The organism is Streptomyces sp. NPDC051214 (genome assembly GCF_040682375.1).
In the GTDB taxonomy this organism is placed as follows: domain Bacteria; phylum Actinomycetota; class Actinomycetes; order Streptomycetales; family Streptomycetaceae; genus Streptomyces.
Map to the genome: position 1 here is coordinate 476,239 of NZ_JBFBAT010000006.1, position 22,473 is coordinate 498,711.

Genomic DNA, 22,473 nt, shown 5'->3' on the forward strand with positions numbered 1-22,473 from the left:
GGGCCGGGTCTTGATTAATCTGGTGGCGGGGCACGCATGGTGTGCCGCCCCGCCCCTGTCGGGCCCGCCCGGTCCACAGGGGCTCCTGCTACCCGAGGAGTGACTCCCTCCGGCGATGGACGGTTCGTCCTGTAGTACATGCGCCGCCCCCTCCCGACATACCGGGACTGGACACACCAGGGAGGCGGCGGCATGACCACCTCCCTGCTGCTTCTCGGGGCGGCATTCCTGCTGATTCTCGCCAACGGCTTCTTCGTGGCCGCCGAGTTCGGGCTCGTCACCGTGGAGCGCCCGGACGCCGAGAAGGCCGCAGCCGACGGTGACCGACGGGCCCGTACGGTCGTCGACGCACTCAAGGAGCTGTCCTTTCAGCTCTCCGGCACCCAGCTCGGCATCACCATCACCTCGCTCGTGGTCGGCATGCTCGCCGAACCGGCCCTCGCGCATCTGCTCGCGGGGCCCTTCACGGCGACCGGCCTCCCCGAAGGCGCCGTACCGGGCGTCTCCGTGGTCGTCGGCATGCTCCTGGCGTCGGGCGTGCAGATGGTGATCGGCGAGCTCGTCCCGAAGAACTGGGCGGTGTCCAAGCCGCTCCAGGTCGCACGGTTCGTCGCGGGCCCGCAGCACGTGTTCGCGCGTGCCTTCAGGCCCGTGATCTCCCTCCTGAACGCCACGGCCAACCGGCTCGTACGCCTCTTCGGCGTCGAGCCGGCCGACGAGCTCGCCTCGGCCCGCACCCCCGGTGAGCTGGTCTCGCTCGCCCGGCACTCGGCGCAGGCCGGCACCCTCGAACAGGACACGGCGGATCTGTTCGTGCGCACGCTCTCCCTGGGCGAGCTGACCGCGCAGCACGTCATGACCCCACGCGTGAAGGTCAGCGCGCTGCAGACGTCGGCCACCGCCGAGGACGTGGTGAACCTGACCCGGGCCACCGGGCTCTCCCGCTTTCCCGTGTACCGCGAGCGGATCGACGAGATCGTGGGCATGGTGCACCTCAAGGACGCCCTCGCGGTCCCGGCCCACGAGCGCCTGCGGGCACCCGTCGGCCGCATCGCGCAGGCGCCTGTCCTGGTCCCGGAGACGCTGCCCGTGCAGCAGCTCCTGGAGCGGCTGCGCAGCCAGCAGCCGATCGCCGTCGTCGTCGACGAGTACGGCGGCACGGCGGGCGTGGTCACCCTGGAGGACATCGTCGAGGAGCTCGTCGGCGAGGTCCGCGACGAGCACGACCTGCTCGACCTGCCGGAGATCGCGGCGGCCCCGTCCGAGGACGGCCGCCCAGCGTGGGAGGCCGACGGCAGCTGCCGCGTCGACACGCTCCAGCGGATAGGACTCGACGTCCCCGAGGGGCCGTACGAGACCGTGGCGGGGCTCGTCGCCGACCTGCTCGGCCGCATCCCCGCCCCCGGCGACCGCGCGGAACTCCCGGGCTGGCGGCTCGCCGTGCGCCAGGTCGACCACTACCGCGCCGAGCGGGTCCGGCTCGTACGGATCCCGGAGGCAGCGGAGACAGCGAAAACCCTGAGCGTGGCGGAGGCCGCCCGATGAGCGTGCTCCAACTCCTGTTCGCCCTCCTCCTCGTCCTCGCCAACGGCTTCTTCGTCGGGGCCGAGTTCGCGCTCGTCTCCGTGCGCCGCAGCCAGATCGAGCCCCTCGGCACGAAGCGGGCGCGCCAGGTCCTCCACGGCCTGGAGAACCTGCCGCAGATGATGGCGGCCGCCCAGTTCGGCATCACCGTGTGCTCGTTGACGCTCGGCGCGGTCGCCGAGCCCACCGTGGCGCACCTCCTGGAACCCGTCTTCGAGGCGGCGCACATCCCCGAAGGGGCGATCCATCCGCTCGGGTACGCCATCGCGCTCGCCGTGGTGGTCTTCCTGCACCTCGTCGTCGGCGAGATGGTCCCCAAGAACCTCGCGATGGCCGCCCCGGAGAAGACCGCGCTCTGGTTCAGCCCCGGCCTCGTCGCCTTCGCCCGCCTCTGCCGTCCGGTCACGGTGGCGCTCGGGGCGTGCGCGCGCGTCGTGCTCAAGCTCTTCGGGGTCGAGCCCAAGGACGAGGTCGAGGCCGTCTTCACCAGTGAGCAGCTCAACCGCCTCGTCGGTGACTCGGGCCAGGCGGGACTGCTCGAACCCGAGGAGCAGGAGCGCCTGGAGGACGCCCTTGAGCTGGGCTCGCGCCCGGTGACGGACGTGCTGCTCGACCGGGCGTCGCTGGTGACCGTGGGCGCGGGGGTCACCCCGGCGCAGGTCATCGAACTCACCGGGCGCACCGGCTACTCCCGCTTCCCGGTCTGCGCGGAGAACGGCGCCTTCATGGGCTACCTGCACGTGAAGGACGTACTCGACCTCACCGACGGCGCCGAGACGGACCGCGCGGTGCCGCAGCAGGTCTGGCGCCCGATGACGACGCTGCGCGCCGAACTTCCCCTGGACGACGCCCTGACCGTGATGCGCCGGGCCGCGACGCACCTGGCGCAGGTCGCCGACGCGTCGGGCAAGGTGCTCGGCCTGGTCGCCCTGGAGGACGTGCTGGAACTCCTGGTCGGCGAGGTCCGTGACCCGGCGCACCGGGTCACCGTGCCGCGCAGGCCCCGGGAGACCTCGCAGGAGTCGCGGGACGGCGCCCTGGTGTGAGCGTGCGGGGCGGGGGCCTCAGACCCTCGGCGGGTCCTGCGGCCCCCGCCCCGAAAGCACCTCGCCGTACGCCTGCATCAGGTCGGGCAGCCGCAGGGTCGACAGATCGTCGCGGCTCGGCTCGCCGGGATAGCCGGAGAGCCGCAGGTCGCGGTAGGCGCAGCTCTTCTCGTAGAGCGTGCGCAGGAAGCGGCCGTTGCCCAGTTCGTCGATCCACGACTGGTCGACCACGTGCCCGCTGATGGAGCGCAGCTCCTCCAGCGCCTCCTCGTCCCAGACGTCGCCGTTGTCGGCGGCCAGGACCTCACCGATGGAGGTGAGCTCCAGGGGGCGGTACGAGGGAAAGTCCACGCGGGTCGTGAAGCGGGAGGAGAGCCCTGGGTTGGCGGCCAGGAGGCGGTCCATGCCCTCGGGGTAGCCCGCGAGGATGACGACGAGATGGTCGCGGTTGTCCTCGGCGCGCTTGAGCAGGACCTGGAGGGCCTCGTCGCCGTACGCGTCGCCCTTGCCGTAGCCCGAGTTGGACAGGGAGTAGGCCTCGTCCACGAAGAGGACGCCGCCGATCGCCGAGTCGATCAGTTCGTTGGCCTTCACCGCGGTCTGGCCCAGATACTCGCCGACCAGGTCCGCGCGCTGCGCCTCCACGAGGTGGTCGCCGCCGAGCAGGCCGAGGGCGTAGAACGCCCGCCCGAGGATGCGGGCCACGGTGGTCTTGCCGGTGCCCGAGGGTCCTGAGAAGACGAAGTGTCGTTTCGGCGGCTGCACGGGAAGTCCCTGCGCGGCCCGCAGGCGCGCCATGTTCAGCTGCGCGGAGAGCGCCTTGACCTGCCGCTTGACCGGTTCGAGGCCGACCATCCCCTCCAGCTCGGCGAGCGCGGCCTCCAGAAGGGCGGGGTCGGTGGGTCCTGGCGGCAGCTGCGGCAGCCCCGGCTGAATGGGGATCACGGCCTTCTCGCGCACCGAGTCGGTCTCGGCGGGGCCGCCGGTGGGCGGCAGGTCGGCCTCGGTGACCTTCAGGTCGCGGCCTTCCGGGCCGAAGAGCGGATCGATGCCGTCGGGGCCGTCCATCACGTCCTGCCCGAAGCCGGTCAGGGCGATCGCCGCCAGGTCGGTGACCTCGTCGTACCCGTCGCCCTCGGAGATCGCCGCCAGCCGCGCGGAGGTGTCCATGAAGGAGGGGTCGACGCGGTGCACCGCGCGGTAGAGCGGCAGGGCCGCCGCCGAGCGTCCGGTGCCCTCGTGCGCGCGGGCCAGCCAGTAGCGAAGCTCCTTGCGCTGCGGCTGCTCGCTGCGGCACCGCATCAGGGCCGCGGAGAGCAGCGGCTCGGCCTGGCCGTACATCTCGAGGCGTACGCGGGCCATGCCTCCGAAGAGGCCGGCCTCGATGCCCAGCATCGCGTCGTCGATCAGCGAGTCCGTGTGCCGGACCAACTGCTCCCAGTCCTTGACCAGATAGGAGCGGCAGGCGTGCAGGAAGCGCACCTGCGGATCGGCGTCGACCGGCGGCAGGCCGGCCAACGCCCGGTCGAGCTCCGGGACATGCCGTCCGTCGAGCCAGTGCGAGGCGTGCGCGAGCAGCAGGTCACGCGTGGACTCCAGGACGGGCTGCACCCACCAGCCCAGCCAGTACCAGGAGTTGAGCGTGCGCCCGTGCCGGGTGCGCTGTTCCCCGAACCTGTCCCTGTGCTGGAACATTCGCAGCAGTGCCGTCGTCGTGTCGATGCGCAGCGCGTGCAGTCCGAGCCAGCCGTCGGCCATCCCCGGATCCATCCGCACCGCCGCGCGGAACTCCTCCTCCGCCTGCGGATAGGCGCCCATCGTGTAGGCGTCGACGCCCCTCAGCCAGGCGAGGTCGGCCGGGGCGGGTGAGCCCACCGCGTCGAAGTCCATCACGTCCCCCACAAACCGTGCCCCCGTTTGTGTACCGCCGGACCGGTGCCCGTCGGCAAACTTCGCTGAACCGCCGTGCTGCGGACGGACGTTGAACCGGCGCGCAGAGCAGCCGTCCGTAAGTCGCACCGAAAGGCATCGTACCTGCGGGGGAGCACTCGGCCGTAGGGTGCCGCAGTGCGGGATCAGGCAGGAGTGGGGAGGCCTCTTCGTCACCGAGGGTGAGCGAAAGGCGGCTCGCAGCGTCCGGAATGCGAGGATGGGGGGCAGAACGAAGCCCCCGATCACGGGGGAACAACCGGGGGCTTCGCGTCTGCGGGCGACCCCGAAAGGCCGCACATTCAGAACGTAAGTCCTGTAAGGGCCCTCGGTCAAGCCGAGTTGAGGCACTCATGGAAACTGGCGCGAAGTTCTGGGAGCGCTCTTGGCGAGGGTCAGCTGACCGCCTCTGGTCCCTCACCCTGTGTGACGATTTGGTGGTGCGCAGGCGTCTCATTCGGTCCCTGCAGCACCTCATATCCCTCGCGCCACTGTCGCACCAAAGACTGAGCGAAGGGGCGCGAAGGGTCGTCCGCGAAGTGCCGGCGCTCCGCCGGCTCCCACCCGTCCCAGAAGTCGCTCTGGACCGACCCATCCCGGCGGCGCCCCCTGCCCCAGGCCTCAGCACGGGGCAGCTCCATCCACAGCAGCCGCGCCAGGAACGGGCGCAGCGCACGGCGCCCCGCGCCGACCCCCTCGACCAGGACCACGGGTTCAGGCGCGAGGGTGCGGATCTCGGGACCGAAGCGGCGCGCGTGCCAGTCGTACGTCTCATAGCGCGCGGTCTCGCCGCGCGAGAGCGGCACGAGCACCTGCCGACGCAGCCGCTCCGTCCAGTCGAACAGCGCGTCGTGGCTCGCGATGTCGTCGAGGCGCAGCACGGGCGCGCCGCCCAGCGCGTCGGCGAGGCGGTCGGCGAAGGTGGACTTGCCGGAGCCCGCGTGCCCGTCGACGGCGACGAGACGGACGGGGCCGCAGGAGGGCGGCAGGCGCAGCAGCTCCGCGGCGACGTGAGACAGGGGAGTGGCGTGAGCGGTCATCACCTGGCAAGCGTACGGGTGCGGAATCCGGCACTCCGCGCGCCGTCCCAGCTCACGCCAGTGGTCGAGGCCAATATTGGCGGACGCGGTGGTGGTCCGAGCGCTGGCAGAAGTCGGCTCGAAGCAGCCATAGTTGGCCTACCGCCGTGCACCGACCTGCCCCTTCCGGACCCGTCCGGAGCCCACGTCGACTGGGGGTCCCCGCCATGGACCGAGCTGATGACATGTCCCGCAGAACCGTCCTCGCCACGGCCGCGGCCGTGGCGGCGCTGGCCGCCACCGCGAGCCCGGCACTCGCATCGGGCGGCCTGCGCCCCGCGCCGCGAGCGAAGCGGCCCGTGAGCAACCGCTTCTGGGTCTCGCACGCCGACTGGAGCGCCGGCACCGCCGAAGGCACCCGGGCCGTCGCCGGAGCCCGCCCCGCCGTGCAGATCGCCGAGGCCGCGGGCCGCACCGACTACGCCGACCCGCACACCGGCAGGACCGCCACCTGGGAGTACGCCCGGTGGACCTCGCCCGTGCACCGGCCGACCGTCCCCGCGACGGAGGTCGTCGCCTCCTGGAACGCCCGCACACCCACCGGGACGTGGCTCCAGGTGGAGCTCCAGGGAACGTACTCGGACAAGGCGAAGACTCCTTGGTACGTCCTCGGCCGCTGGACCTCCGGCGACGACAAGGAGAAGGACATCCGCCGTACGTCGGTCGACGACCAGAGCGACGGGAAGTCGAGCATCTGGACGGACACGTTCTCCATCGACGACACGACGACGGGCCTGCGCCTCGTCTCGTACCAGCTGCGCCTGACGCTGTACCGCAAGCCGGGCGCCACCGAGACGCCCACCGTGTGGCGGCTCGGCGCGATGGCGTCCGCCGTCCCCGACCGCTTCACCGTCCCGGCGTCGAAGCCGGGGCTCACCAAGGAGCTGAAGGTCCCGCGCTACTCGCAGGAGACCCACGTCGGCCAGTACCCGGAGTACGACAACGGCGGCGAGGCCTGGTGCAGCCCGACCTCCTCGCAGATGATCATAGAGTTCTGGGGCCGCAAGCCGACCGCCGCCGACCTCGCCTGGGTCGACCCCTCCTACGCCGACCCGCAGGTGTGCCACGCGGCCCGGTACACCTTCGACTACCAGTACGCGGGCTGCGGCAACTGGCCCTTCAACGCGGCCTACGCGTCGACGTACAAGGACATGCAGGGCGTCGTCACCCGCCTCGCCTCGCTCACCGAGCTGGAGTCGCTGATCGCCGCCGGCATCCCGGTCATAACGTCACAGTCGTTCCTCAAGGAGGAGCTGACGGGCGCGGGTTACGGCACGGCGGGCCACCTGATGACGGTGATCGGCTTCACGTCGAAGGGCGACGTGATCGCCAACGACCCCGCGTCGCCGAGCAACGAGGCGGTGCGCCGGGTCTACAAGCGGCGCGAGTGGGAGAACATCTGGCTCCGCACGAAGCGCTACAACTCCACGGGGAAGGTCGTCTCCGGCACGGGAGGCGTCTGCTACGTGTACTTCCCGGTGAAGCTCTCGGCGAAGCAGAAGGCGGCGCTGGCGGAGGTGGGCATTCACTGAGGCAGCGGCGGGTTCCCTCTCCGTCAGCCGAAGAGGGAACCCGCGGGTTGGTTACTGAGCCGTCCCGGGGAGCCGCAGCGTCCGCGCGAAGTCGTCCAGGGGCTCCATGACCGCGGCGATCACTTCCGGATCGTCGTGGTGCCCGCGCAGACAGACGTCGGGGAGGCCGGGCGGGGTGTGCCAGTGGTACGTCACCGAGGTCATCATGATGGTGCTGTCCGCGGGGTAGGAACGCGTGACCCGCACCCCGTCCTCGCCCAGATACGGCGAGGCGAAGGCAACGCTGCCGGACCGCTGCTGCCACTCGGGGATCTCCGGATGCGGCACGGTGGGCGCGGTGAGCCCTTCGCAGGACGCCGCGTCGGGGGCCTCGCAGTGGATGCGGGTGGCGTGCATCACCAGGGGCATGTAGGTCAACGGCACGGGGTGGTAGATGAACGCCTCGTCGGCCTGAAGCTTGTCCCGGAGGGTCACCACGGTCTGCTCGTAGAAGGTCTTGTGGAATCGGCGGAGTTTGCGGGTGAGTTCGATGCCGTGCTTGGAGGCCAGGTCGGTCAGCGACTCATCCAGCCAGACCTTGAACGTCTTCTTGTCGATCTGGAGCCAGAGATAACCCCAGAGCCCCTTGTTGGCATCCGTGTCGATGTGGAGCTCGCCGAGGTCGGCGCTCCACAGGGTGCCTTCGGACATGAGCGGTCTCTTTCGTCGGGGGCGCGGGCAGGGCGGCAGCCGTCAGCTGTAGCTCCAGCGGAAGGTGCCCATGACGGCGTCGAACAGCTCCACGAGGGTGTCGTAGAAGGCGGGGTCCGAGCCGGGCGCGATCAGGGCGCTGAAGGAGAAGGTGAGGTACTTGTCGGGGGTGCTGTCCGGAACCGGCACGAAGTACTCGACCCGACGGTGAGCGACGTCGACACCCTGGGCGGGATCGGCGGGGACATCACGCTCCGAGCGCAGCGCCGCGGTCTCGTCCAGCTCCCGCACCTCGGCTCCGGGAGTCTCGGAGGCGAGCGCCAGCAGCACCGCTTCCGGACCGCTCTCGGGCCTGACCCTCGGAATCTCGATCGGCTCCGAGGCGACGATCGAGACGGGCAGCGCGACGCCATGGAGCCGTTCGGTGGGGAGGTAGAGGGTCATGCCGCCCTTGGCGCTTGCCCGGCGTACGACCTTCTTCATCTCCTGGGTGAGCTTCAGCCGGGCCTTCGGGATGTCGTCCTTGGGGAAGCCGACGGGCAATTGCGAGATCGCCTTGCGGACGATGCGGTCCATCGCTTCCTCGGTGCCCGAGTGCAGCGGAATCACGTCCCAGCCGGGCGGCGGCACCAGGTTGAAGCCGGTCGGGACTTGGTGGTGCTCAACGGCGGCCACGGTGCTCCCGCCTCTCTTCCACGGCGTAGGCGACGCCGACGAAGAGCGCCCACAACGGGGCAGCGATCATGCCTGCCCAGAAACCGAAGAACATCGAGGGCAGGAAGAAGCCCCCGCCCATGGCGAGATCCCGGGTCAGGTAGGGCGGACGGCCCGCGTGGCGGGGGTACTTCACGAAGACCCAGACGTAGTGCAGGAGACAGCCGATGATCCCGGCCTCGTACACGTAAAGGACGGTGTTCATCATCGACTTCGGCACCAGGATCATGATCCCCAATACCGGCAGGAACAGGGGCATTCCGATGATCAGGGTCAGCCGGAGCCGCCGGTTGGGGCCGGTGCCGAGTCCGGTACGAGCGGCTTCGGCCTCGGCAATGCGTTGCGCCGAGTACAGGTCCATGGTCGTTCCTCGCTACCAGTGGGTGTCGGGGGCGGGCTTCAGGGTGTTGTCCTTCCAGTCCGAGTAACCCGCGTTGTACGGCTTCTCGCCGGTACCGAACTTCTCGTCCGTCACGCTTGTCAGGTCGCTCTTGCCCAGTGCCTTGTCCGCGACGTCCATTCCCATGCCGGTCCAGGCAAGGCCAAGCCCCACCTGGTAGGACTTGTACGCCTTGTCCGCGGCCGCCCCCGCGGCGGCCGGGAAGGTGGCCTTGTTCGCCTGCAGCATCTTCGCCATGCCTGCCATCTCCTTGTCGCCGAGATGCAGGAGGGTTGAGAGCGGGCTGACCCTCAACGGCCCCTTGGCCACCAGGCCGACGTTCTGGGAGATGGACTTGCGTATGCCGTTACGGGCAGCACCGACGACCTGTCGCCCTGCCCCTTCCGGCAATCTGGTCATCAACCGCCCCATGTCGTCCATGATGCCCTTCACGCCGCTGAGCCCTCGGCTCAGGCCGGCGGTCCGGGCGGCCTGAGCGGCGCCCGCGGTGGCCTTGGCCCCACTGGCGAGCTTCGCGGCCGCCCCGAGGCCACCCACCACGAGCAGCCCGCCCACGACGTCGAAGATGACATCGGTCCAGGTGGCGTCGCCGGATGCCACCAGGAGGAGTCTGAGTCCGATCGTGAGCGCCGCGATGCCCAAAATGACCAGATTGAGGCCGGGGATGAGCAGCGCCAGGAAGCCCAGTGCCGTCGCGATCCAGCCGAGCACATCGATGAAGGCCTTGATCATGTCCGCGTTGTCATGGACCCAGCCCTTGACGTTGTCCCACCACGAGTCCTCGATGACATCGTCGATCTCATCGTTGATCTTGCCGGCGTAGTGGCTTGCGTCGCTGTCGCGGTTCCCGGTGACGGTGCCGAGGCGGGTCCTGTACGTCTGCAGCGGGTCCTGATCAGCGCCGCTCGCCGACGAGTTCGGCTTCTTGTCCTTGTCCTTGTCCTGGTCTTTGTCCGCCTTCTCGGCTTCCTTGGCCTTCTCCCGCTCGGCCTCCGCGTGCGCCTCCTTGGCCTCGCGCAGGATCCGGTCGGCGTCGTCCTGGTGGTCCTCAAGCTTGTCGGCCCACTTGGTGAGGTGCCCGTGCACCCGCTCGTACCGTGAGGCCACCTCCCGCATGTGCTTCTCCAGCGTGCCGGAGTCCTCGCGCAGGCGTTGGACGTACTTTCCCTTGAGCCTCTCCTCGTCCGAGATGGTCTTGAGGTTCTTCGCCTGCGTGCGCAGCTTCTCGGCGACCGAGACCATGTGCCGGACCTCTGCCCGGATCTCCTCCGGGTCGCCGGGGACGGGGTCGCTCGCGCACAGCGGGTCCCAGTCGACGGGGCGGCGCTTCGATGCCGCAGTGGTCACTGGCCCTTCCCCTCGCCCTTGCCTTTGCCCTTGGTCTGCTTGGCGAGTTCTACGTCCAGTGCCTCGAACGACTTCTTCGTCTCCGCCACGAGCTTGCCCGTCGATTCCAGGCCTTCGATGAGCCTGGTGCGGTAGTCGTCCCAGTTGTCGACGAATCCGCCCATGGCATCCGCGATGCTCCCGGCGCCCCAGTGCTTCTCCATGTCGTCACGACGGTTCTCGATGTCCTTGAACGTCGTGCGCAAAGTACTGAGTTGGCGTTCGCAACCGCTCAGGAACTCGTAGTCGACCGTGAGGTTGCTACCGGACAAGGCTCTCCCTCCCGTGGCCCGACTGCTGTACATGGCAGGCCGCAGAGCATGTTCAGTTCATGACCTGGGGATGGTATCCGACACCGCTTATCCGATCATTAACGAAACAGACGGCCCCTCCCGGACTACGGGAGGGGCCGTCTGTGTGCGCGGGTCGCTCGCGGAGCTACTTCGCCTCCGGCGTACCCCGCCGCAAGCGAGCCGCCTTCTCGTCCACCTCGCTCTGGGAGGTTCCGGCCTGTACGACGATCACCGCCTGGGTGCCGTCCGGCAGTGTCGCCTCCCGCATCTCCGTGCCCAGCAGCGCGGGGCGTTTCTGCTCCTGCTCGTGGTCCGGCATGAGACCTCCCAGGTCGACGGGAGACCCACCGTAGACCTGGTCCCCCCGTCGATCAGGCGTCCGACAGGCCGCTTCACACGAACGCCGCCGCCAGACGACGGACCCGGCCGCCTCTCAGCCCTGGACCGGGTCCACCACCCAGTCGGGGTGCCCCGGCATGGGCGGTGTCTTCGAGCCGTACAGCCATGGCCGCAGGAAGCCGTCCAGGTCTTCGCCCGCGACCTTCGACGCCAGGTCGATGAACTGCTGGGTGCTTGCGGTCTTTCCGCGGAAGCCGCTGACCCACGCCCGTTCGATCTTCTCGAAGGTCGCGTTGCCGACCTGCTCCCGCAAGGCGTACAGGACCAGGGCCGAGCCGTCGTACCGCATGCGCTTGAAGAGGTTCGGTTCGGTCGGCTCGGCGGGGGCGCCGAAATCGTGGCGCCACTGGTCGTGAGCGGCGTAGGCCGTCTTCATGGCGGTCTCGAAGCTGTCGCCGCCGTGCTCCTCGGAGTACATCCGCTCGTAGAAACGGGCGTGCCCCTCGCTCACCCACAGGTCGGACCAGCTCTTCAGGGCGACGCTGTCGCCGAACCACTGGTGGGTCAGCTCGTGCACCATGTTCCGTTCGGCGTCGACCTTTGTACCCAGCAGGTCCGCCTTCGGGATGAGGGAGAGCGTCTGGGTCTCCAGGGCGACGGCCAGGTCCGTGTCGCCGACCAGGAGGCCGTAGCGGTTGAAGGGGTAGGGGCCGAGCTTCTCCTGAAGCCAGGCGAGGTGGTCGGGAGTGAGTTTGCGGTACTCCGCCGTCGGCTCGACCAAGGCGTCCGGCACCACGTCTCGGAGGGGCAGGCCGCCGGGACCCTTGCCGTCGATCAGCTGGAACTTGCCGACCGCCATCTGCACCAGCTGGGTGGAGAGCGGCTGTTCGGAGTCGTACGTCCAGCGCACCCGGTCACCGGGGCGTTCCGTGCGGTCGACCAGCTTGCCGTTGGCGACCGCCGTCAGATCCTTGGGTGTGGTGATGCGGAAGGTGATCGGCGCCCGTTGGCTTGGGTGGTCGTTCGCCGGGAAGATCAACCGGGCCCCGTTCGGCTGCGGGTAGACCACCGTGCCGTCGGCGGTGGGTATCCAGCCGTAGTCCTCGATGGCGTCGTCGCGGTGGCGCGTCTGCGTCGGGTCGGCGGTGTACGTGACCTTGGCGGTGAACGAACGGCCCTTGGCGATCGGGGACTTGGGCGTCACCGTCAGCTCGTCCCCGGCGCGGGACGTGCGCGCGGAGGAACCGTCGACCCGCACGCCGTGCAGGGTGTTGCCCCCGAAGTCCAGGTTGAAGCGGGACAGCGACTGCGTGGCGGTCGCCTTGATCGTCGCCGTCGCCTCGAACGGTGTCCTCGGCGCCTGCCAGTCGAAGTCCAGGGTGTAGCGGTCGACCCGGTATCCGCCGTTCCCGTCCAGCGGGAACATCGGGTCGCCCAGGCCGGGCGCACCCGGCGAGGGTGTCCCGGGTGCGGACGGCGCGGCCTGTGACGCCGTGCCGGTGAGGGCCGCCGTCACGGTGACGGCGGCCGCGAGGGCGAGCCGCGCTCTGCGGCGGGGCGTCCGGTACGGCCGGTGCGGCCGGTGCGTGCTCATCGGAAACCTTTCGGTCGGAAGGTTGCGCGGACGAGCGGCGGGGGGTGTGCCTGGGGGTGTGCCCCACCACGTGTAGTGAGACGCACGGCACTCGGTGCGAGTTGCACGGGCCCTGCCCAGTGGGGGACGGGGCCGTGGTGGGCGGCCGGGCCCGCGCGTGACCAAGCTCTCGCCCGCGGCGGCGGAATCCGATGGCAAGGTGGTGGGGTCAGTGGGGGGAGTCCGCTGCCGGACGTCGCGTCGAGAGGCGTGACGCATATGTATCGAGTGATGCCATGACCGCTGCCACAGCCACTGCCACCGCACAGCCCCGGGCGACCACGCGCACCGGCGGCCCCGAGGAAGACGGCCCGAAGGTGCTCGAGCACGTCCTCGGCTGGACGCTCGTCGTCGTCCTCGCGATGCTCGTCACGCAGATCGGTCTGTTGTGACCCCGGTCACGCCGGTCTCCTGACCTCCCGTACGAGCGTCGTGGGCCTGCCCCGGGTCGAGATCCGCCCGCCAGTGCCGGTGCGGCACGCCCACGAGCCCGTAGAGCAGGCGCACGGGTGAGCGCCGCGACAGCAGCGTGAGCCCCGCGATCACCGCGAACAGCGGCAGGCCGAGCCACCCGCCCAGGAGCCGCACGAGGACGCTCGCGGCGAGCGCGCCGATGAACGGCAGGCCGTAGACCCCGGCCGCCGCGACGGCGATCGCCAGGAACCGGTGCACCTTGCGGTCCTCGTCCGCGCCGGGCAGCGACCAGCCCTCCATCAGCCAGCCGATCTCCGTCAACAGCATCGTGCCGATCACGGCCGCGCCGAAGATCAGCAGCGCGAGGAACGTCCCGGACGTCAGGAAGTCCAGTACGTGGTTGACCACGCTGTCCTGCCGCCAGTCGGCGAAGTCCCGGGACTCGGCGGAGAAGAACCGCTCGTACCCCCTGCCGTCCCAGCCGTGGACCAGCGTCCCGAAGAGCAGGAAGTACCCGCCCACGCACTGGAGATACGCCCAGTAGCCGGCCCCCACCAGGACGAGCCCCTGCGCCACCAGGAACCCGATGATCGCTGCGACCGGGATCCCGCCCGCGTAGAAGAGCACGAACCCGGCCCACACGCCGTCGTGCCCGTCAGCGACGTGCATCGTCGCCCACGCGGGGTTCTGCCAGAGCAGGAAAAGCCCCGTCGGCACCATCAGGACCGCCGCGAAGAGCGCGGTGAGCGCCAGATACGGATTCGCGGCGCGGCTGCGCGTCCGCGGCCCCTCGCCCGCGTTGATCCGCTCCCACACCTGGAGCTGCCGGGCCGCGGAGAGCGCGAACGTCGCGCCGACCGCGTACGCCCAGAAGAGGGCCGCTTGGATCTGGATCATGCCGATGCCTTCAGGGTGAGGCCGCCCGCGACGATCAAGTCCGAGGTCACGAGGGCCTGTTCGGCCTGTACGTCGGTCATGAAGACGAACGGCGGCACGACGGGCGGCACCGGCAGCTTGTCGGGCGTGAAGGTCAGGCAGAGCAGCCCCTCCAGGCAGCCCTTGAACTTCGTCAGATAGAGCGTGACGGAGCCGCTGAGGTCCAACGTGTCGGCTCCCAGGGCCAGTTCCCTGCTCCCGTCGCGCGTCTTCAGCCGGTAGTCGGTGAGCGAGGCGGCCTTCATCTTCAGCACCATGACCTTCAACGGCCCGTCGGCCGTGGGGATCTCGCGTACGCCGGCCAGGAGGAAGCCCTGCGGTGCGAAGAGCGTGGTGGTGACGGTCGGCGGAGTCCTCGCCGCCACGATCTCCTGACCGGGAGCCGCCTCAGCCGGGCTTCCGCCCCACAGCGTCGCCCCCACGATGACCACCGGAAGCAGCACACCGAGCGTCCGCGTGCCCTGTCCGTCCCGCACCCTCGGCCGCTCGGCGTCCTCCTCGGCGCCCTCGGGCACCGGCGTCCAGCCGAAGCCCATCGCGCTGCCGACGATGCCGAGCGTCATGCCCACCAGGAACCCGCCGAGGTTCGTGGCCGCGAACGAGAGCACCGACAGGATCAGGGCGTTGACGCTCACATAGTGATGGGCGTGCGGCAGCAGCCACAGGAAGATCCCGGCGGCGATCAGGGCGAGCCCGATGCCGATCGCCGCGAGCCCGCCGAGCCCCAGACTGACCAGGACCGTCAGCGGTGACAGCGGCACGAGGAGCAGCTCGGCGCCGCCGAGCATCAGCAGCAGGCCACCCCAGAAGGGCCGGGTGCGCCGCCACCTGCGCAGCACCCGACGCGCGTCTGGCAGCGGCAGGCGCTCGTCGAGCCAGCCGCCGCCGTCTCTGCGCCACGCCCTGACCCCGCCTCTCCGGCCGCCGGTCAGAAGCACTTCTTGCCGCCGATGCTGACATCGAGCTTCATGCCCTTGAGCCGGAAGTTGCCGCCGGTCGCCGACCAGGCGTGGGACTTCACGCCGGAGACGGTGATGTCCCCGGCCTGAAGCCCGAACTTCCCCCGCTCGCCCTTGACGCCGGACACCTCGTCCAGGGTCGACGCGTCCCGGCCGATCTCCGCCGTGCCGAAGCGTGCGTCGCCCTCCAGGTCCTCGCCGTCGATGATGAGATTGCTCGCGGTGACCTCGCCCGCCGAGCCGCCCGCGGTCAGCTTGAAGACCACGGTGCCCACCGGGGTCTTCACCTCGGCGGCCTGGCAGATGTCGGAGAGGGTCGCGTCACCGATCCCGAGGAGCGCCACCGGGTGCCCCTTGCCGTCGATGTCCCGGTCGGTCTGTACGTAGGAGGACAGGCCCTCGCTGGTGAGCTTGCCGGATGACACCTGGAAGCTGGTGCCGGAGACGGCGAAGGAGGCGGCGAGCGCCCCCTCGGCCATCACGGAGGCCATCGCGCCGACGGCCAGGACGGCCGGCAGGGCCACGACGGCCGTCTTCTTCCAGGAGGTTCTGCCCTCGCGCAAAGGGGTACGCGCTGCGCTCATGAGTCTTCCTCCCGTACGGCGGTCCGTGTGCGTAGGGGGAGTGCGTGAGAGAGCGCCGTCGGACGCAGAACCGGCAGGTGGCGTTGGTTCTGCCATACTGCGGATTCCCGAGGCAGTTGGAGACTAGGGCCGAAATTGAATAATAGTCAACAGCGCGGCACCGACCGTCCCGCGGACGCTCGTCCGCAGGCGCGCGGCACCGACCGCTCCGTGGCGCGCCGCGCCGAACTCATCACCATCGGGCGGAAGTTGTTCGCCGACACGTCGTACGACGCGCTCTCGATGGACGACATCGCCAAGCAGGCGTCCGTCGCCAAGGGGTTGATCTACTACTACTTCAAGTCCAAGCGCGGCTACTACCTCGCGATCATCGAGGACTCGGTCGCGGAGCTGGTCGCGCGCGCCGGGCGCCACGACGACCTGCCGCCCGCGGAACGGGTGCGCAGCACGATCGACGGCTATCTGCGCTACGCCGAACACCACCAGGCCGCGTACCGCACCATCATCACAGGCGGCGTCGGCTTCGACGCCGAGGTGCACGCCATACGCGACGGCGTGCGCGCGGCCCTGATCGGCGCGATCGCCGACGGGGCGTACGGCCGCCGTGACATCCCGGAGCTGGCGCGCACGGCGCTGCTCGGCTGGCTGTGCAGCGTCGAGGGTGTCGCGCTCGACTGGATCGGCAGCCGGGGTCTGACGCGCGAGACGGTGTGTGACCTGCTGGTGCGGACCCTCGGCGACACCCTGCGCGTCATCGAGGAGTTCGAGCCGTCCTTCCCGGCCCCGCCGCGGTCGTGAGGGCCCGCCGACGGCATGACGAAGGGGCGGGAGCCGACCGGCTCCCGCCCCAACGTTTGTGCGCGGAGGGTCAGTTGATGGCCTTGATCAGCTCACCGTCGGCCGTGTCACCGCTGAGTTCCCAGAAGAAGGTGCCGCCGAGACCGGCCTGGTTCTTGTAGTCCATCTTCCCCGCGATGGTGGCCGGGGTGTCATAGCTCCACCAGTCGGTCCCGCAGTGCGCGTACGCGGTCCCGCCGACCGTGCCGTTGGCCGGGCACTTGGTCTTCAGTTCCTTGTAGTCGTCGATGCCCGCCTCGTACTTGCCCGCGGCGGCCCCGGTGGCGGTGCCGCCGGGCTCCTTCTGCGTGACGCCGGTCCAGCCGCGGCCGTAGAAGCCGATGCCGAGGAGCAGCTTGTCGGAGGGGATGCCGAGGCCCTGGAGCTTCTTGATGGTGGCGTCGGTGTTCCAGTTCGCCTTGGGCGCGCCCTCGTACGTCTTCAGCGGCGAGTGCGGGGCGGTCGGGCCCTTCGCCTCCCAGGCGCCGAAGTAGTCGTACGTCATCGGGTTGTACCAGTCGACGTACTGGGCGGCGCCCGCGTAGTCGGCGGCGTCGATCTTGCCGCCCTCCTCGGCGTCGGCCGGGATGGCCGCGGTGACGAGGTTGGCGCCGCCGAACTTCGCCCGCACCGCGGACATCAGGTCCTTGTACGCGGCGCGCCCGCTGGTGTCGCAGGTCAGACCGCAGGCATTGGGGTACTCCCAGTCGATGTCGATGCCGTCGAAGACATCGGCCCACTTCGAGTTCTCGACGAGGTCGTAGCAGGACTGCGCGAACGCGGCCGGGTTCTTGGCCGCCTCGGTGAAGCCGCCGGACCAGGTCCAGCCGCCGAAGGACCACAGGACCTTCAGGTCCGGGTGCTTGGCCTTGAGCTTGCGCAGCTGGTTGAAGTTGCCGCGCAGCTCCTGGTCCCAGGTGTCGGCCTTGCCGTCGACGGACTGGTCGGCCGTGTACGCCTTGTCGGTCGCCGCGTAGGCATCGCCCATCGTGCACTTGCCGCCCTGGACGTTGCCGAAGGCGTAGTTGATGTGCGTGAGCTTGTCGGCCGAACCGGACGTCTCCACGTTCTTGACGTGGTAATTCCGGTCGTAGGTACCCCACTCGGTGAAGTAGCCGACGACCTTGGAGCCGGCCGCGGCCTTCGTCGCGGAGTCCTTGTTCTGCTCGGCCGTGGCGGTGCCCGCGCCGGCGAGCAGACCTCCGCCGAGCACGGCACAACACGCTGTGGCTATGAGCGCCCTGAAGGGGGCGCGGGAGAGGTGCGGTCTGAGCATCGTTTCTCCTCGTGGGGGGAGAGGGCGCATGGGGGGACATGGTGCTGTTGACCTGCGGGTGCCGTACGAACGTCGGTGAACGTTGAATTGGCATGAACGCGGTAAGGCGCTCGGCTGGACTCTAGGAGGACTAGACCAGTGGGGTCAATGGTTCGGACCAATTCCGGGCCCCTCTTGCGGGCGTCGGCTATCTTTTGAGTAAGCGGTCGTTAACTAGTGACGGGCCGCCGCCGATCGGGCATACTCAACGCGCCAGAGCCGCTGGTCACAGCACCTTCCGCGACCCGGAAGGGCGCCATCGGCCGGGCGTGAGACACGGTGGCGCCGCACTACCCCGCGGGTCCGCCGCAGTGCCGAAAGGGAGGATGCGATCGTGCCTGAGCGAAGCTCGCAGCAGCCGGTGGACCGTCAGCTGCCCACGGACGAGGCGCGGGATCTGTTCTCGCTCGTCCGTGACCTCGTCCAGCGGGAGATCACTCCCCGCGCGGCCGAGGAGGAGGACGCCGGGCACTTCCCGCGCGAGGTCTTCGCCCTCCTCTCCGAATCCGGACTGCTCGGACTTCCGTACGCCTCCGAGTTCGGCGGCGGCGACCAGCCGTACGAGGTCTATCTCCAGGTCCTCGAAGAGCTCGCCGCCGCACGGCTCACCGTCGGTCTCGGTGTCAGCGTCCACTCCCTGTCCTGCCACGCGCTCGCGGGGTACGGCACCAAGGAGCAGCAGGCCGAGCACCTGCCCGCGATGCTCGGCGGCGGGCTCCTCGGGGCGTACTGCCTCTCCGAGCCGGCCTCGGGATCGGACGCGGCGTCCCTGCGGACGAAGGCCGTCCGTGACGGCGACGCATGGGTGATCAGCGGAACGAAGGCGTGGATCACGCACGGCGGGGTCGCCGACTTCTACACCGTCCTCGCCCGCACCGGCGGCGAAGGCGCCCGCGGCATCTCCGCGTTCCTGGTGCCGGGCGACGCCGAGGGGCTGAACGCGGCGGTGCCCGAGAAGAAGATGGGGATGAAGGGCTCGCCCACCGCCCAGATCAACTTCGACGGGGTACGGGTCTCCGACGCCCGCCGCATCGGCGAGGAGGGCCAGGGCTTCGCGATCGCGCTCTCCGCGCTCGACTCGGGGCGGCTCGGCATCGCGGCGTGTGCGATCGGTGTGGCCCAGGCGGCACTCGACGAGGCGCTCGGCTATGCCACCGAGCGGCGGCAGTTCGGCAAGCCGATCGCGGACTTCCAGGGCCTTCGGTTCATGCTCGCGGACATGGCGACGCAGATCGAGGCGGGCCGGGCGCTCTATCTCTCCGCGGCGCGGCTGCGCGACGCGGGCAGGCCGTTCTCCAAGCAGGCGGCCATGGCCAAGTTGCTGTGCACGGACGCCGCGATGAAGGTGACGACGGACGCCGTGCAGGTCCTCGGCGGGTACGGCTACACCGCGGACTTCCCGGTGGAGCGCTTCATGCGCGAGGCGAAGGTGCTGCAGATCGTCGAGGGGACCAATCAGATCCAGCGCATGGTCATCGCACGTCACCTCGCGGGTCCCGAGACGCGCTGAACTGACCGAGCCTGACCGGAGGCGCCGCGAGCCGCACCCACTCCGGGTCGTGCCGCCCCGGCAGGGTCTTGCCCCGCTCGGCCCAGCTGCGGATGAGGGCGCGGTAGATGGGCGGATCCTGCAGGTGTGGCGGCGGGGGCTGGGGCGGTTGCTGCTGGTGGTGCGGGTGGGGGCGCTGCGGCTGCTGAGGGCGCTGGGGAACCGATTCTGCGTCGGGCGGGGGAGCCGTCAGGAGGGTGCGCCTGCGGCGGCCGGTCGGCGGGTGCGCCATGGGCATCGGCGTGGGGGTGGTCATACGCGGCCAACGCGCCCCGCGGGGGACGAGTCACCGCCTGCGGGATTCGCCCCTCAGTTCGTGGCATGCCCGTGTCGAGGAGCGGGGGGCCCGCTCTCCCTCGCCCCGGACGAAGGCGCGGCCCCGGCGTTGCGGCTGCCGGACGGGAAGGCCCCTCTCCCCGAACGCGGGCTGACACGTGTCTGGCTCCGGCACGCGGTCTGACGTACCGTCAACTCCGCGCCGCGGGCCCGGCATCGGTCGCGCGCCCGTCAACCACCGTGCGCCCAGGGAGGTTTGCCGTGGCAGACGACCGCCCCGTCCCGCTCGACGAGTACCCGATCCATCAGGTCCCGCTGTCCATGAAGCAGGTCGCGACGGGCGACCGCAACGCCTACGACCGCTGTATCTTCCACCTCTTCGATCACCAGGGGCAGGCGCTCCTCATCCTCGGGCTCGGGGTCTACCCGAACGTGGGGGTGATCGACGCGTACGCCACCTTGCGCATCGGAGACACGCTGCACGCCGTACGCGCGTCCGACGCCCTCGGCGACGACCGGATGAACCTCTCCGTCGGCCCCCTGACCATCACCGTCGAGGAACCGCTGCGACGGCTGCGCCTGACCTGCGCCGCCGATCCCGCCGACCCCGGCTCCCTCGCGTACGACATCACGTGGACCGCCGGTTTTCCCGCCCTCTGGGAACCGCACCACATCCAGCGGCGCGGCGACCGGCTCTCCCTCGAAGGGCGCCGCTTCGTCCAGGCGGGCGGCTGCGAGGGGACGATCCGCGTCGGCGGCGAGGACATCGCGGTGACGGCGGGGGAGTGGACCGCCACCCGCGACCGCAGCTGGGGCGTGCGGCCCATACCCGGCGAGGAACGCGGGCGCCTCGAGGAGGAGTTCGGCACCGAGGGCTTCCACTGGATCTGGAGCCCCGTGCGCTTCGAGGACCGCTTCCTCATGGTCATCACCCAGGAGGACGCGGACGGCCACCGCACCCTGAACGAGGCCACGGTCGTACGGAACGGCGTGCGCGACCGCCAACTCGGCTGGCCCCAGGCCGACATCACCTACCGCTCCGGCACCCGGCACCCCGAGCGCGCCGTCATCCACCTCACCGGCCCGGACGACCGCAAGCCCCTCGAGCTCGGCGTCGAGGTCCTCGCCTCCCTGCCGCTCGCCGTGGGTGCCGGCTATCCGCCCGCGGACGACTGGCAGCACGGCACCTGGCAGGGGCGCGGCTGGACCGACCGCCGCACGTACGACCTGTCGGATCCGGCGGCGCACCCGATGGCCGCGTACGGAGTCATCGACCACGCCGCACGCTTCACCCTCGACGGGCAGACCGGGTACGGCATTTTCGAGCACGGCAGCTTCGGCCGCCACGACCCCAGCGGCTTCACCGGCTTCGAATCGGTCGCACCCTGAGAGGACTCCGCGATGGCGACAGAACCCAGCAGACCCCGCCTCCGCACCACCACGCGCGACCCCGAGGAACTCACCCGCAGGCTCACGGCCTGGCTCGGCGTGCGGCTGCCCGGGGCCAAGGCCACCGGAGTGCGGGTGCCCGAGTCCAACGGCATGTCGAGCGAGACCCTCCTCTTCGACATCGAGCATCCACAACCACCGCTGCGGGCCTGCGCGTTGCGCGTGGCGGCGGACCCGGCCGCGTACACGATCTTCCCGGTCTACGACCTGCCGCGCCAGCACCGCACGATGCGGCTCGTCGCCGAGCACACCGACCTGCCGGTGCCGCGCGTGCTGTGGCTGGAGGAGGACCCCGGGCCGCTGGGCGCGCCCTTCTTCGTCATGGAGCGGGTCGAGGGACGCGTGCCGCCGGACGTCATGCCCTATACGTACGAGGGGAATTGGCTCCATGCGGCGAGTGACGCCGAGCGCGCGCACCTGGAGGACGCGTCGATCCGCCTCCTCGCCCACCTCCACGACCAAGTGCCCGTCGCGCAGGCCGAGTTCCTCGCCCTGCCCGGGGAAGGCAGCCCGCTGCGCCGCCACGTGGACGCCCAACGCGCCTACTACGGCTGGGTGGTCGAGGGCCTGCCCCGCTCACCCCTCATCGAGCGCGCCTTCGAACGGCTGGAGGAGCTCTGGCCGGACGACGAGGGCGAGCCCGTCCTCAACTGGGGTGACGCGCGCATCGGAAACGTCATCTACGACGGCTTCGACCCCGTGGCCGTACTGGACTGGGAGATGGCGGCGCTCGCACCCCGCGAGGTCGACCTCGGCTGGATGGTCTATCTGCACCGCTTCTTCCAGGACCTGACGGTGAGCTTCGGCCAGGAGGGCCTGCCCGGCTTCCTGCGCCGCGACACCATCGAGGAGGGCTATGCCCGGCTCACCGGCCACACGCCCCGGTCCATGGACTTCCACACGCTGTACGCGGCGCTGCGGCACGCCATCGTCATGCTGCGCGTCGCCTACCGGCAGGTGCACTTCGGCGAGGCAACCGTCCCCGAGGACCCGGACACGCTGATCCTGCACCACGCCAGCCTGGCGGCCATGGTGCAGGGCAGCTACTGGTAGCCCTCGGGCCGGTCAGGCCGCGGAGCGCCGGTCCGGCTGGGGCACGACGCGCACCGGGCGCGAGCCCTGCCCGCCGACGTGCGAGAAGGGCTGCGTCCGCCAGTCGAGTCCCTGAGGGAGCGTCAGGAGCAGGGCGGTGTCCTGCTCCTGAGCCTCCATCGACTCGTCGGCGGGCTCGGCGTCGGCCGCGGCACGGCCCGTGCCCGCGCACACCGTGAGCCCGAACGGGTTCCACGGCTGGGCGCACAGCGCGTGCTCGGGCAGCACGTCCTCGTCGGCCAGGAGCGCGATGGGCTGCGCGCAGTCCGGGCACGTCACCCGGTACATCTCGAAGGTGTCGTACGCGTCGAACTCGGATTCACCCGATTCGACGCCCTCCGATACGAGTGCGGACGCGGATTCTTCGGAGCGCTGCTGCTTGCTGCGGGCAGGGCGACCGGGGCGCTTCAGATTCTGCATGGGACTCTCCCCCTTGG

The 22,473-nt window shown here is 70.2% G+C and carries 23 protein-coding genes; 8 read left to right on the top strand and 15 right to left on the bottom strand.

Annotated elements, in window-relative coordinates; genetic code table 11:
- Positions 1 to 192 precede the first annotated feature (192 nt).
- Entirely contained in the window at positions 193 to 1,545 is a 1,353-nt protein-coding gene (locus AB0M70_RS18830) for a hemolysin family protein (protein WP_365821067.1), read from the top strand.
- Positions 1,542 to 2,630 (top strand): hemolysin family protein, encoded by a 1,089-nt coding sequence (locus tag AB0M70_RS18835; RefSeq protein ID WP_365821068.1) that lies wholly within the window; start codon positions 1,542 to 1,544, stop codon positions 2,628 to 2,630. Before AB0M70_RS18830 ends, AB0M70_RS18835 begins: the two co-directional genes overlap by 4 nt.
- Positions 2,631 to 2,648: 18 nt before the next feature.
- Here the strand turns inward: AB0M70_RS18835 and AB0M70_RS18840 are convergent, their stop codons facing one another.
- Together AB0M70_RS18840 and AB0M70_RS18845 are read right to left on the bottom strand one after the other, a co-directional pair.
- The gene (locus tag AB0M70_RS18840; RefSeq protein ID WP_365821069.1) at positions 2,649 to 4,520 is read right to left on the bottom strand and encodes an AAA family ATPase; all 1,872 of its coding nucleotides are present in this window, start codon (positions 4,518 to 4,520) and stop codon (positions 2,649 to 2,651) included.
- A gap of 434 nt (positions 4,521 to 4,954) precedes the next feature.
- Positions 4,955 to 5,599, bottom strand: coding sequence for a hypothetical protein (locus AB0M70_RS18845; protein WP_365821070.1), 645 nt, complete (start codon positions 5,597 to 5,599; stop codon positions 4,955 to 4,957).
- Positions 5,600 to 5,805: 206 nt separating this feature from the next.
- On the opposite strand from AB0M70_RS18845, the gene AB0M70_RS18850 reads away from it, so the two are divergent.
- Positions 5,806 to 7,170 (top strand): peptidase C39 family protein, encoded by a 1,365-nt coding sequence (locus AB0M70_RS18850; protein ID WP_365821071.1) that lies wholly within the window; start codon positions 5,806 to 5,808, stop codon positions 7,168 to 7,170.
- Between the two features lie 51 nt (positions 7,171 to 7,221).
- Here AB0M70_RS18850 and AB0M70_RS18855 read toward each other — a convergent pair whose 3' ends face one another.
- The 7 genes from AB0M70_RS18855 to AB0M70_RS18885 all read right to left on the bottom strand — a co-directional run bounded on the left by AB0M70_RS18855 (position 7,222) and on the right by AB0M70_RS18885 (position 12,586).
- Positions 7,222 to 7,860: a hypothetical protein gene (locus AB0M70_RS18855; RefSeq protein WP_365821072.1), complete on the bottom strand. Its 639-nt coding sequence runs from the start codon at positions 7,858 to 7,860 to the stop codon at positions 7,222 to 7,224.
- 42 nt (positions 7,861 to 7,902) lie between these two features.
- Positions 7,903 to 8,535 carry a hypothetical protein gene (locus tag AB0M70_RS18860; RefSeq protein ID WP_365821073.1) on the bottom strand — a complete coding sequence of 211 codons (633 nt, stop codon included), beginning with the start codon at positions 8,533 to 8,535 and terminating at the stop codon, positions 7,903 to 7,905.
- A complete protein-coding gene (locus tag AB0M70_RS18865) occupies positions 8,522 to 8,935 on the bottom strand; it encodes a hypothetical protein (protein WP_365821074.1) in 414 nt (137 codons plus the stop codon). Before AB0M70_RS18865 ends, AB0M70_RS18860 begins: the two co-directional genes overlap by 14 nt.
- Before the next feature lie 12 nt (positions 8,936 to 8,947).
- Entirely contained in the window at positions 8,948 to 10,321 is a 1,374-nt protein-coding gene (locus tag AB0M70_RS18870) for a hypothetical protein (protein ID WP_365821075.1), read from the bottom strand.
- The gene (locus AB0M70_RS18875; protein WP_363211068.1) at positions 10,318 to 10,632 is read right to left on the bottom strand and encodes a hypothetical protein; all 315 of its coding nucleotides are present in this window, start codon (positions 10,630 to 10,632) and stop codon (positions 10,318 to 10,320) included. The genes AB0M70_RS18870 and AB0M70_RS18875 overlap by 4 nt, the downstream gene beginning before the upstream one ends.
- A 166-nt stretch (positions 10,633 to 10,798) precedes the next feature.
- On the bottom strand, positions 10,799 to 10,972 hold the full coding sequence (locus AB0M70_RS18880) for a hypothetical protein (RefSeq protein WP_365821076.1): 174 nt from the start codon (positions 10,970 to 10,972) through the stop codon (positions 10,799 to 10,801).
- 114 nt (positions 10,973 to 11,086) lie between these two features.
- Complete coding sequence (locus AB0M70_RS18885; protein WP_365821077.1) at positions 11,087 to 12,586, bottom strand: M1 family metallopeptidase; 1,500 nt, start codon at positions 12,584 to 12,586, stop codon at positions 11,087 to 11,089.
- Positions 12,587 to 12,861: 275 nt separating this feature from the next.
- Between AB0M70_RS18885 and AB0M70_RS18890 the strand changes: the two genes are divergently transcribed.
- On the top strand, positions 12,862 to 13,017 hold the full coding sequence (locus tag AB0M70_RS18890) for an SCO1431 family membrane protein (protein ID WP_365821078.1): 156 nt from the start codon (positions 12,862 to 12,864) through the stop codon (positions 13,015 to 13,017).
- Here AB0M70_RS18890 and AB0M70_RS18895 read toward each other — a convergent pair.
- From AB0M70_RS18895 to AB0M70_RS18905, 3 genes are all read right to left on the bottom strand, one after another.
- On the bottom strand, positions 12,995 to 13,936 hold the full coding sequence (locus AB0M70_RS18895; protein WP_365821079.1) for a hypothetical protein: 942 nt from the start codon (positions 13,934 to 13,936) through the stop codon (positions 12,995 to 12,997). The two genes, AB0M70_RS18890 and AB0M70_RS18895, sit on opposite strands and share 23 nt — an antisense overlap.
- Positions 13,933 to 14,838 carry a DUF6114 domain-containing protein gene (locus tag AB0M70_RS18900; protein ID WP_365821151.1) on the bottom strand — a complete coding sequence of 302 codons (906 nt, stop codon included), beginning with the start codon at positions 14,836 to 14,838 and terminating at the stop codon, positions 13,933 to 13,935. Before AB0M70_RS18900 ends, AB0M70_RS18895 begins: the two co-directional genes overlap by 4 nt.
- A 65-nt stretch (positions 14,839 to 14,903) precedes the next feature.
- Positions 14,904 to 15,518: a DUF6230 family protein gene (locus AB0M70_RS18905; RefSeq protein WP_365821080.1), complete on the bottom strand. Its 615-nt coding sequence runs from the start codon at positions 15,516 to 15,518 to the stop codon at positions 14,904 to 14,906.
- A 135-nt stretch (positions 15,519 to 15,653) separates the two neighbouring features.
- Between AB0M70_RS18905 and AB0M70_RS18910 the strand changes: the two genes are divergently transcribed.
- The gene (locus AB0M70_RS18910; protein ID WP_365821081.1) at positions 15,654 to 16,316 is read left to right on the top strand and encodes a TetR/AcrR family transcriptional regulator; all 663 of its coding nucleotides are present in this window, start codon (positions 15,654 to 15,656) and stop codon (positions 16,314 to 16,316) included.
- Positions 16,317 to 16,386: 70 nt separating this feature from the next.
- Here AB0M70_RS18910 and AB0M70_RS18915 read toward each other — a convergent pair whose 3' ends face one another.
- Positions 16,387 to 17,631 (bottom strand): glycoside hydrolase family 18 protein, encoded by a 1,245-nt coding sequence (locus AB0M70_RS18915; protein ID WP_365821082.1) that lies wholly within the window; start codon positions 17,629 to 17,631, stop codon positions 16,387 to 16,389.
- A gap of 373 nt (positions 17,632 to 18,004) precedes the next feature.
- Here AB0M70_RS18915 and AB0M70_RS18920 point away from each other — a divergent pair, with 373 nt between their 5' ends.
- Positions 18,005 to 19,180, top strand: a complete 1,176-nt coding sequence (locus AB0M70_RS18920) for an acyl-CoA dehydrogenase family protein (protein WP_365821083.1) — start codon at positions 18,005 to 18,007, stop codon at positions 19,178 to 19,180.
- Here the strand turns inward: AB0M70_RS18920 and AB0M70_RS18925 are convergent.
- Entirely contained in the window at positions 19,143 to 19,475 is a 333-nt protein-coding gene (locus AB0M70_RS18925; RefSeq protein ID WP_365821154.1) for a hypothetical protein, read from the bottom strand. The genes AB0M70_RS18920 and AB0M70_RS18925 overlap by 38 nt on opposite strands.
- A gap of 281 nt (positions 19,476 to 19,756) precedes the next feature.
- Here AB0M70_RS18925 and AB0M70_RS18930 point away from each other — a divergent pair, with 281 nt between their 5' ends.
- A complete protein-coding gene (locus tag AB0M70_RS18930) occupies positions 19,757 to 20,884 on the top strand; it encodes a hypothetical protein (protein WP_365821084.1) in 1,128 nt (375 codons plus the stop codon).
- Between the two features lie 12 nt (positions 20,885 to 20,896).
- Positions 20,897 to 21,997, top strand: a complete 1,101-nt coding sequence (locus tag AB0M70_RS18935) for a phosphotransferase family protein (RefSeq protein ID WP_365821085.1) — start codon at positions 20,897 to 20,899, stop codon at positions 21,995 to 21,997.
- 12 nt (positions 21,998 to 22,009) lie between these two features.
- Here AB0M70_RS18935 and AB0M70_RS18940 read toward each other — a convergent pair whose 3' ends face one another.
- Positions 22,010 to 22,456: a hypothetical protein gene (locus tag AB0M70_RS18940; RefSeq protein WP_365821086.1), complete on the bottom strand. Its 447-nt coding sequence runs from the start codon at positions 22,454 to 22,456 to the stop codon at positions 22,010 to 22,012.
- Between the last annotated feature and the right edge of the window lie 17 nt (positions 22,457 to 22,473).